This window comes from Pseudomonas uvaldensis (assembly GCF_021271205.1).
Classification (GTDB): domain Bacteria; phylum Pseudomonadota; class Gammaproteobacteria; order Pseudomonadales; family Pseudomonadaceae; genus Aquipseudomonas; species Aquipseudomonas uvaldensis.
In genome coordinates this window covers 17,303-26,733 of sequence record NZ_JAIWKS010000018.1, presented here as the reverse complement: position 1 = coordinate 26,733, position 9,431 = coordinate 17,303, and the positions used below count along the sequence as shown (strand labels likewise).

The window sequence follows — 9,431 nt, the reverse complement described above, 5'->3', positions numbered from 1 at the left end:
GCGAGGTGATGAAGTTCAGCGAGTTCAGACGATGGTTGAAGGCCCAAGGGGTGACCTTCGAAGCAGGCAAAGGAAGCCACTTCAAAGTCACCGCCCCAAACGGCAACAAGACAACCTTCGCGGACCACGGCTCCAAGGAAATGCCGGAACCGACCCGCAAGGCGATCATTAAACAACTGGGGCTCTGAGAGCCCCTTCACCACATCTGAATGCTGGACGATCACCTCCAAGGGAGTGACTCATGTACGACTTTGCAATTCGATTTGAACAGGACGCCACCGGTGTGGCTGTCTTCTGCCGGGATCTGCCCGAGCTGAACAGCTTTGGCGATGACATCGAACACGCGGTCCGTGAAGCCATGGACGCTATCGGTACAACCCTGTCGCTGTACGTCGATCAGCGCCGGGCCATTCCTTCCGCATCCGATCCCCAGGAAGGCGAGCATGTCGTTCACCTGCCAGCGGTGACCGTGGCGAAGATCGTGCTGTGGAACGCCATGATGGAGCGCGATATGCGCAAGGCTGATCTGTGCCGGCTGCTGGGTATTGCTCAGACCCAAGGCGATCGCCTGGTCGACTTCCTGCACACTTCCAAGATGGAAGCCCTGGAGAATGCACTGGCCGCGCTCGGGAAACGTCTTTCGGTTTCGGTCGAAGCGGCCTGAATAGGTGCGGATGGCCGGTGCTGATCTCCAGCTTAGTGACGATAGGCGTGGACGGGACGCCTCGTTTTATAGCTGCGGGTGTGCGTACTGCAATCCACATACCTTCCGCACCTGTTCAGCCTATGGATACTAATACCCGCCCCGAACAGCTCTCGCTCACCTGATTAGCGCATCAGCCTGCGCATTCATCCGCATGATGTGAGGGTCTTTCCCCTCGGTCCGCCGTACACTGGCCCAGCGTCGACGCCCCAATGCATCGATCTCGCCGCTCCAGTCTCGCGCCACCCCGACAGCAAGTTTGAGGTAAGGGTGCGCGGGCTGCCGGTGTTGTTTTTCGTACGCCGCACTGTCCGGCTATCGACGTCCAGGCCGTCCCGAGGGCTGCCCTGGCTACAGGTAAATCTGAGGCATAAAAAAACCCGGCTCAGTGGCCGGGCTTCTTTGGTCAATCCTACACACGCAGGAATGACAGGATGAGTGAATAATCGGCGAACCGGCAGGCCCTGTCAAGGCCCTCTACGCAGCATCTTGATCATCGAAGAAAACCCCCTCCCTCGTCAGAATTTCGGTCGCCTCAAGAAGCGCCTCATTGACCAACTTATCCAGGCCCTTGAATATCTTTCGGCGCCAGTCCCGACGCGTGCGCTCCGGCGTGCCGTCGAGGTCCCAAGTGTTCATGTCGTAGTTGTGCGCCGGAAGAATGATCACTCCTTCGCACGGCGCCTCCTGACGCTGCTTCAGCTTGGCGTTAATCGTCTTCTGGGCTTTCGCCACGGCCGCCTTTCTCCAGGCTGGTGCGCCATCATCAACTTCGATAGCAACCTTCCCGGCGGGCGCACGCTCGGCACCGCTCAGCTGCGGGTATGCCCAGGCTGTCACAGCCTTGGTCAAAAACAGACGCGGCGCCGGCGAAGATACGTGCGAAACGATCCGGCCAATGGCGCCCACTTTAGAGGCCATGTGCGTCGAATAGCAGGCGTTCAGGGCTATCCAGTGCTTTGGCTCAAGGCAGGAATGCAACCGACCAAACACCCAGCAATCGGTCAAGAAGGCAGCCTCCTTACCCACGATTTCTCCTTTGAGCTTGTTGGCCTGCACCTTCGGGGTGTAGTCGCAACCTCCGGCGCTGTTGATCGTCTCGGACGCCAACGCACGGATTACTGCGGAAATAACGTCTCGATAGATCATGCTGCGGCCCTCTTGAGTTCTCTGGTTTTCGCCCGGTATTCGGCCTTGATGGCCTTGATCTCTTCCACGGTGAACTTTCGGGGCTCATGAGGCCCTTCGAGCCATTCCACCAGATCGGCGCCGATGCGCTGCACCAGACGGATGCGATACTCCACGGCATTGCCGGAGAGGTTGCGATTGCACTTCACACACTGGCGATGGATGTTCAGCGGCTCGAATCGCAGCTCTGGGCAGGCGCCGACGGATCGGTAGTGGCCGGCGTCCCACCTGCTGCCAGTCATGAGGTCATTGTCGTTCGGCATCGAGTCGCAGCTAATGCACGGCAACTGAGCGTCACGCAGGCGGACGTACTCGTTCACCGCGGCCTGGGCCTCGCGCAGGTGGTCCGCCCTGGTCTTCAGTTTCTCTTTGCGTATCTTGATCTCACGGCGCTCGACCTGGGCCAGGGACTTGCGCTTCTTCTCCGCCTTGGCTCTGGCAATGACGACACCACAGTCAGGCGAGCACCAGGTTTGAAAGCTGGCACGAGGGACGAAAGAGGCCCTGCATGTTGAGACGCGGCATTTCTTCGGGCGGGGCGCCTTCTTCCCCTTGAGAGCTACGCGCATGGCCCGGCCTCCTTGGCTTTCTGCTGTTCTGGCTCGAAGTCGCCGCGCAGTGGCATGAGCCAGGATTGCCGGCACGGTCCAGAGCTGACCATGATGTTCCTCTGGATGTATCCACCAATCAGGGTCTTTGATCCATCCAAGGTTTCCACTATCCACGCGTCCACCTCAATGGAAGAAAAAATCACGCCTTCCCACATGAATCCCTCGCTATGGGCGGCTATGAACTCAACGAGGCGAACTGTCTTCCCGATGTTCTCTGGAGACCCCGAGTTGAGGATCAGCGCCAGGTCGCCCGACTTGAAGTTATGGTTCATGCGGCCACCTCGCTCAGCAGGTCGGAGAACACCACGCCCTGGCCGGTGAAGTACGCGGCCATGCGGTCGGTGTACTGGATGCCCTGGGCACGATTGAACAGGCTGGTCACTGGGAAGCCGTCCGGGCCGAACAGCTTGTGCTCGCCCATCAAGGCCAGCTTTTCCTCGTACGGCAGGTGGCGCATGACCCGGTACCAGGCCGCTTGGAATCCTGCGTCCTCGTTCAAGAGGATCTGGACGCCGAAGTGCAGCTTGCAGTACCGCCGGGCGTCGGCCGGGTCGCCGATTTGGGTCATTTCGGAGATCCGCTTGTACATCGCGAACCACAGGGCGTTCTGGTCGAGCGTGCGGTCCTTGCCCGGGCGCAACGAGACGACCACGAACTTCTTGGCCTTGTACATGTTGGTCAGGCTGGTGATAGCTTCGGAGAGCTTGGCCTGGCAGTTGACGCTGATCTTGTCAGTCATGGCTGCCCTCCTTGAAGCATGAGCAAAAGGCAGAGAATAATGAATGTGGTCCCTATTACATCGCTCATGACTGCCCTCCCTGGCCCATGGCGGCGATTGCAGCGTCAGCAAACCCATTTAGGATCTCGGCAGCCCTTTCCTTGTCGGCGGTCGGGGCTTCGTGCATCGTCCAGAACTCGGCGCCGAAGTGCCGGTAGTTGCCTGGGCTATTTCCGTAAGGGTCTTTCTCCCAATACCCGGCCGAACCTAAGAACCTGATGCGTGCGCAGCTAATCAATGCTCGCCAGCGCTCAGCATCTCTGCGCATTGCCGCCAACTCTGCGTCGAACGCTGGCCCCTTCAGCCGGTCCAGCTCATCCTGAAGGCCTTTTACCGTTGCTCTGTGCACACAGCGTTCAGCCTCAATGCTGAGACGCCAGGTTTCGTTATCAGCCTTGAACTGGTCGCGCTCGCGCTGGGCTTTACATGCCAGCTCAGTTGCATCGACAAATAACCGCGCACATTCGTCGAATTGAGACTTGATCGTTTCATTCTCGGCCAACAGCTCCAGCGCCACCTCCTCGAGCGTCTTCTCGCCCAGAAACTCCTGGAGGGCCTCGGTGTTGCGTTTCCAGTCTGCACAGTCAGCCCGGAATGACGCGGCCTCGGCCCACAGCAGCTTCTGCAGTTTGGTTTTGTCGAGTCTCATGTCAGAAGCCCTCCTTGCCGCGCTGTGATTCCCAATCGAACGGGACTACGATCATTCCGCCTTCGCGCAGACGGTCTACGCAGCGATCACCCATGGCGCCCGGTAACTGGCTGGCTTCGAGGTTGGAGATCACCACCGTGGGGCGCTCTTGCTCGTACCGGCCGTTGATGATTGCGAACAGGGTCGTTAGCTCGAAGTCGCTCGGGGTTTCTTTGCTCACTCCAACCTCGTCCAGCACCAGCAGGTCGGGATCGATCAGGCTCGACAGAATCTCGGCCTCGCTGCGTTCGCTGTGTTTGTCGTATGTGGCACGGATCGCCTGCAAAATCGCGCCGACAGTACGGTATACGGCAGTGTGGGAGGTGTTGTGCAGCAGCTCGTTGGCCATGCCTGCGCCGAGGTGAGTTTTCCCCGTACCGGGCTTGCCGATCAGCACCATGCAACGGCCGGTCTTCAGGATCTCGTCGAAGATCTGCACGTAGTGCTGGCAGAACCTGAGGGCTTTGCGCTGGCCTTCGTTCTCGACCTGGTAGTTGCCCAAGGTACGAGTGGTGAATCGCTTCGGTATCAGCGCATCGCCCAGCTTGCGGGCAAGAGACATGCGAAGCTCCATCGCCTTGTTGGCTTGCTCAGCGGCTTCGGACTTCTCGCGGGCGATACGGGTGCATTCAGGGCAGTTGCTTCTCAGCTCCCTGTTCAGTACGGAGAAGACCCGCTGCTCGTATGCGCCGTGGGTTTCGCACTCAGCGGGCTGGATGCGAGTGCCCGGCGGCAGTTCTGGAGTGGTTTGGACTGGCTCAGAGCGCATAGCTGCCGTCCTCCCGCATTTTCAGGCCGGAGGTGTAATCGCGTTCAGCGAAACCGGTGTGGCGGGATTGCGGGAACGGGTGCACATTGCTGGCGACCTTGTCCGGGAAGATGCCGGTCCAACCGTTGGAGATCGAGGTGGCAAGCACCTGATCCGGCGCAGCGTGACCCAGCAACGCTTTGGCCTGCTGCTCGCAGCTCTTGGCGGTCAGCGGCTTGCGGATTTCCTTGCGGTGCTGGCACCAGTCGGCCCAAGCCTTTTCCGACACGTTCTCGGGCTTGGCAGTGAGCGGATCGAATTTGCCAGACTTCGCCGGTGCGCCAGCACCATGCTTTTTATGTTCTGTATCTGATTCTGTTTCTGTATCTGGTGGCGTTACTGAAACGTTACGCTCCCGTTTCTTCTTCTCACGATATGCTGCAACCCTCGGCGTGCTTGAGTCGGAGACGTATTGGCGCTTGTTCCACGCGAGCGGAACTGCATTTTCATTGATGAGGTTTTTTTCTATGAATGCAGACTTGGTGGACGCCCATTCGTCTTCGGAGATTCGAAGCTGAAACGCTACTTGATCATCCTGTAACGTTTCATCGCCGTTACTGCATTTGATGCAGAGCAGCATCAGATATCGGCGCTGATAAGCTTCCGACATCATCTGGACTTTGGGGTCAGTGGCAAACTCTGAGTAAAGCCGGAACCATGGATTGGCCATCAGTTCGTCCTCCATTCTTCCGGGAGTTTCTTGCCCTTCTGCCTGTTGCACGGTGCGCACAGGGCCTGAAGATTCGATTGTTCGCATGAGCCACCTCGCGCAACAGGAATGATGTGGTCGATTACCAGTTCATCGGGGGATCCACACGCCGCGCACTCTCCAACGGAAAGAACCTCGGCCCTCACCTTGGCGCCGAGGCTTTTCCGAGTGGCGCACGGCGCGCTGAACCCCTTCAAAACCAGCGATCCATTGAGCGTTTCCAGCCATCCAGCCTCAACGAGCTGTTCGCCAAGACCACTCACGCGGGTCACTTGATCGATCATCCCGACGGTGCCGGGCACCTTTCCGTAGTGGCCATGGGTTTCAAACCACGCAGCCGTTTTGAAAAGAGCGATCAGCGCCTCGCCTTCACTGAGATCCAGCCGTGAGCAAAGGACAGCAAAGTCCGGCTTGTGCAGAAGATCTGCGTTCAACTTCAACCATGTGGCCATTACGCGGCCCTCAGTGCTTTGTCATGGGTGAACAGGCCGTCCCAGGTCTTCTTCATCGGAAGCTCGCCGGCCAGGTACAGGTCATACAGGCGAATGGCGCCCTTCTTCAGCAGGACAGGCGTGAAGGAAATGAACGGATCCTTGCCGTGGGGAGTGACTTCTTGCTGGTGCTCGGTCATGTACTTGTCGCGGGCGTAGGACGCCACACGCAGCCGCAGGCCGGTCTTGCTCTCGTTGTAGAGCCAGTTACGGGTTTCCAGGTACTTGCCCACCTGCATCACGTTGACCCCATTGAGGCCCTTGCAGAACTGGGTGTGGGTCATGCCTTCCTTGAACAGGTTTTCCAGGGAATGGATCTTGGTGGCCTGTTGGTGATTCTCGACGCGCAGCACCGCCGTCTGCTCGATCTGGTCGGCATACAGGCGCAGGGCTTCGGCGTAAGACGGAATTGCCACAGGTGGCGCGACTTGCGTTTCAAGATCCTGCCAGCGATCAATAACCCGAGCGCGGTGTTCATCGCTGTAACCGGCAACCACCAGGTGAGTGTCACGCTCGATCAGGTCATAAACATCAGTAGGACGCCCGCCGGTAGCCTCCCTTCTGGTTTTACGAGCTGATCGTAAAAGTCCTTTGCTGAAGAGGCGTTCAATGGTGACAATCACGTCGTTGTGTCGTGCTTCAACCAGCTCGGCGATCTCTCGTGACGACATGGTGGTGCGCGACACGTTTTCAGATCCGGCGAAACGTGTCGCGACATTGGCCGGGGTATTGATCGTTTGGTTTGTTTGGTGCATGATTTGCTCCACAACGTGTTTAAGAGAGCCGGGCTGCAATCCCGGCTTTTTTTCGTCTCGAATTTGGCAGAGGCCCTCCGAGTTACCCCGAAGAGTCCCTGCCTGAGGCCCTCATTGGGGGCACCAGCTGAAGGACCTGGGCCTTCTTCCTTCCCACTTCGGAAAGCGCGCCACAGGCAATGGCGGTTTCCGTCATTTCGTTGATCGCACGGCTGAAGCTCCAGCCGTTCACGCGCATCAGCTCCTCCACCCGCTTTCGCGTCGGCGCAGGCAACCTTTCAAGCTCTACGGTCATTCGGCCCTCCAAAGGGGCTTCAGCCCGCGATATCTTCTTGTTTGTCCTGCATCAGTTCCTCGATCACGCCGTTGGCTACGGCCCACTCGATGATTTCGTACAGGTAGGTCGCGTGCTGCATGCGGGTCTTGGTTGCGGCTTTACGCAGAATCCGATCAAGCACAGGTTCAAATCGAACCTTCACCGGGATGGCGCGCTTCTGATTGGGGTCCATGTACATGCTTCGGTGCTCCTGGCTATTGAGATGAGTTAGGCGGCGGTTTTCTGGGACGGGAACGGACGCTGTTCCTGGGCCTTGAAGCTGCCGTCAGGCAGTTCCAAGACGCGGATGTCCCGTTTCGCGATGAGCGCTTTGTGAATTGCCGGGGCGGTGACACGAAGAAGCCGTGCGGCTTCGGACTGCCCTTTTTCAGCAACAAACTTGTCGAGGGGGGTCTCGTTCATGATCAGGCCTCGGTTGTAGATGAGGCCGATATTAACCATCTGTTAATTTTTAATCAATACCGATGGTTTCTTCTTATTTTTAACCGTTGGTATACATTCGCGCGATGACGAAAAAACGAATCCTGCCTCCTGACCGCCTGGCTGAGTGCGAAGCCGCGCACGCACTGTTCCTCTCAAAGAAGAACGAGCTGAAGCTGAGTCAGAAAAAAATCGCCGATGCGGCCGGCATGACACCCGCTGCGGTAAACCTCTACTTCAAAGGGATCAACCCCTTGAATGCTCAGTTCGCAGCGGTTTTGGCCCGGCTGATTCAGGAACCGGTTGAGGCTTTCAGTCCGCGTCTGGCTGAAGAGATTCGCAGCCTGACAAGCGCGCCGGTTGTGCGGGAGAACGGTGCCAGCTACTCAGTCGGCGGCACGGCGTCCGACGTGGTCCGAGAAATGCTGAGTCGAAGCGGGAAGAACCTTTCCGAGGATGCCCGCCGGCGATTGCTGGCCGTGGCGCAGGCTGAGGATGGCGGCGGTGCGATTGAGCTGGACTACTACCGCCCAGGTGTCGTCGGGGACGAGGTTTGGATCGCACACTACGACATCCGCGCAGCGATGGGCGGAGGGCAGATCCCTCACGACTACCCTGAATTGCTGCAGGACGTGCGCGTCAGCCCGCAGCACCTGCGCGAGATGGGCGTCGAGTTCAAGGAACACTTCCATCTCAAGATTGTGACCGGCTGGGGCCAATCCATGGCACCGACGATCAAGCACCGCGACCCATTGCTGGTCGACATCAGCATCCGTGAGTTCGTCGGGGACGGGATCTACATGTTCTCCTGGGATAGTCACCTATATATAAAACGGCTCCAATGGATAGGAGATGACCAGTTCAGCATGATCTCGGACAACGCCCTCCATCCGCCGAGGACGATCCGCGCAGAAGAAACCTACATCCAGGCGCGGGTGCTCCTGGTTTGGAATGCGCATCTTGTGTGAGGCATTCGGCGCTACGCTGATCTCCATATAACCTCCAATTTGTAGGGCCGACGCCCCGCGGCTTCAAGGACGATATTATGAAATGGGATTCGATGACTGGTGTTGCCGGCCACATGGACCTCAAATATGACGGAGGTGATGCGGATAGGCATTTACTAGACTCTGCCCAATACGCTCGCTCAGTTGACGGATCCGGGCGCTTGTATCGTCTCGTTAGCCATTACTGCCTGCACGGCGAGGTTCTCTCGGGAAAGAAACAATCTGACCTACGGTGCTTCTCGGCGCCGTCAAGAGAGGGCTCATTCGAGTCAACACTGGTTATACTTACAGCACTTACCCATCAATACCCTGCTTTCAACGACGTCTACAAAAAAGCGTTCGATTGGCTCGTGGCAAAGGTGATGGGACATATCAAAGAAGCGCTGTCGGGGACATCAAACGTGAAGGAATTAGTCGACGTCATCAAGGAGCAGGCGAAGTCGTCATCCGAGCTGAATACACTCTTAGCCAATGGACTGATAAAAGCGAATGACAACCTGGCCAGTCTTCACGAAAAAATGATGGTTTCGATTCCTGGTTTGATCGAAGCTGCGAAATCACCTATGAGGGCAGCGCTCACTCCAGTTGGGAAAAGCTGCAATCAGATCACCCAGTTTTCCGACTCCGAACACCCGGTGGTAATTTCTGAACCCGAAGCGCTCGCAATCCGTTCTGATGGTGACGTTGTCGTTGGAGAACCTGGCAATTATGTAGTTGCGAGAATTTATTCGCTAAGCGTCGACAGCGGGGTATGCAGAGTCGAGATCGAAGGATTTTCCGGAACTTTTCATGGAAAGATCAACGATGTAGCGCTAACCCAGCCTAATAACCCCTACACCCAAGCACTCAATCGTCACGAACCGTTAAAGGTCAGAGCGCGACCGGTATTCAAAGACGGTGAATTGCACAGGCTTTTTATCACTGAAGCATGAGCTA

At 57.5% G+C, this 9,431-nt stretch carries 16 protein-coding genes; 4 read left to right on the top strand and 12 right to left on the bottom strand.

Going from position 1 to position 9,431, the window contains the following annotated elements:
* Positions 1-8 precede the first annotated feature (8 nt).
* Together LCU97_RS25905 and LCU97_RS25900 are read left to right on the top strand one after the other, a co-directional pair.
* On the top strand, positions 9-188 hold the full coding sequence (locus LCU97_RS25905; protein ID WP_072458260.1) for a type II toxin-antitoxin system HicA family toxin: 180 nt from the start codon (positions 9-11) through the stop codon (positions 186-188).
* Positions 189-241: 53 nt separating this feature from the next.
* Positions 242-664, top strand: a complete 423-nt coding sequence (locus LCU97_RS25900; protein WP_232778125.1) for a type II toxin-antitoxin system HicB family antitoxin — start codon at positions 242-244, stop codon at positions 662-664.
* A 516-nt stretch (positions 665-1,180) separates the two neighbouring features.
* On the opposite strand, the gene LCU97_RS25895 is transcribed toward LCU97_RS25900, so the two are convergent.
* The 12 genes from LCU97_RS25895 to LCU97_RS25840 form a co-directional block, all read right to left on the bottom strand.
* Positions 1,181-1,852, bottom strand: coding sequence for a hypothetical protein (locus LCU97_RS25895; protein ID WP_232778124.1), 672 nt, complete (start codon positions 1,850-1,852; stop codon positions 1,181-1,183).
* Positions 1,849-2,460: a recombination protein NinG gene (locus LCU97_RS25890; protein ID WP_232778123.1), complete on the bottom strand. Its 612-nt coding sequence runs from the start codon at positions 2,458-2,460 to the stop codon at positions 1,849-1,851. Before LCU97_RS25890 ends, LCU97_RS25895 begins: the two co-directional genes overlap by 4 nt.
* Complete coding sequence (locus LCU97_RS25885; protein WP_232778122.1) at positions 2,451-2,774, bottom strand: hypothetical protein; 324 nt, start codon at positions 2,772-2,774, stop codon at positions 2,451-2,453. Before LCU97_RS25885 ends, LCU97_RS25890 begins: the two co-directional genes overlap by 10 nt.
* A complete protein-coding gene (locus LCU97_RS25880; RefSeq protein ID WP_232778121.1) occupies positions 2,771-3,241 on the bottom strand; it encodes a hypothetical protein in 471 nt (156 codons plus the stop codon). The genes LCU97_RS25885 and LCU97_RS25880 overlap by 4 nt, the downstream gene beginning before the upstream one ends.
* A 64-nt stretch (positions 3,242-3,305) precedes the next feature.
* Positions 3,306-3,929: a hypothetical protein gene (locus LCU97_RS25875; protein ID WP_232778120.1), complete on the bottom strand. Its 624-nt coding sequence runs from the start codon at positions 3,927-3,929 to the stop codon at positions 3,306-3,308.
* A gap of 1 nt (position 3,930) precedes the next feature.
* Positions 3,931-4,737, bottom strand: a complete 807-nt coding sequence (locus LCU97_RS25870) for an ATP-binding protein (protein ID WP_232778119.1) — start codon at positions 4,735-4,737, stop codon at positions 3,931-3,933.
* Positions 4,727-5,446 carry a hypothetical protein gene (locus tag LCU97_RS25865; protein WP_232778118.1) on the bottom strand — a complete coding sequence of 240 codons (720 nt, stop codon included), beginning with the start codon at positions 5,444-5,446 and terminating at the stop codon, positions 4,727-4,729. The genes LCU97_RS25870 and LCU97_RS25865 overlap by 11 nt, the downstream gene beginning before the upstream one ends.
* A complete protein-coding gene (locus LCU97_RS25860) occupies positions 5,446-5,937 on the bottom strand; it encodes an HNH endonuclease (protein WP_232778117.1) in 492 nt (163 codons plus the stop codon). Before LCU97_RS25860 ends, LCU97_RS25865 begins: the two co-directional genes overlap by 1 nt.
* Complete coding sequence (locus LCU97_RS25855; RefSeq protein WP_408636443.1) at positions 5,937-6,731, bottom strand: Rha family transcriptional regulator; 795 nt, start codon at positions 6,729-6,731, stop codon at positions 5,937-5,939. Before LCU97_RS25855 ends, LCU97_RS25860 begins: the two co-directional genes overlap by 1 nt.
* A gap of 82 nt (positions 6,732-6,813) precedes the next feature.
* Positions 6,814-7,026 (bottom strand): hypothetical protein, encoded by a 213-nt coding sequence (locus LCU97_RS25850; protein WP_232778116.1) that lies wholly within the window; start codon positions 7,024-7,026, stop codon positions 6,814-6,816.
* Between the two features lie 19 nt (positions 7,027-7,045).
* Positions 7,046-7,246, bottom strand: a complete 201-nt coding sequence (locus LCU97_RS25845; RefSeq protein ID WP_039012569.1) for a hypothetical protein — start codon at positions 7,244-7,246, stop codon at positions 7,046-7,048.
* A gap of 29 nt (positions 7,247-7,275) precedes the next feature.
* Positions 7,276-7,470: a Cro/CI family transcriptional regulator gene (locus LCU97_RS25840; protein WP_232778115.1), complete on the bottom strand. Its 195-nt coding sequence runs from the start codon at positions 7,468-7,470 to the stop codon at positions 7,276-7,278.
* A 104-nt stretch (positions 7,471-7,574) separates the two neighbouring features.
* Between LCU97_RS25840 and LCU97_RS25835 the strand changes: the two genes are divergently transcribed.
* Positions 7,575-8,456: a LexA family transcriptional regulator gene (locus LCU97_RS25835; protein WP_232778114.1), complete on the top strand. Its 882-nt coding sequence runs from the start codon at positions 7,575-7,577 to the stop codon at positions 8,454-8,456.
* Positions 8,457-8,533: 77 nt separating this feature from the next.
* On the top strand, positions 8,534-9,427 hold the full coding sequence (locus LCU97_RS25830) for a DUF7946 domain-containing protein (protein ID WP_232778113.1): 894 nt from the start codon (positions 8,534-8,536) through the stop codon (positions 9,425-9,427).
* Positions 9,428-9,431 lie beyond the last annotated feature (4 nt).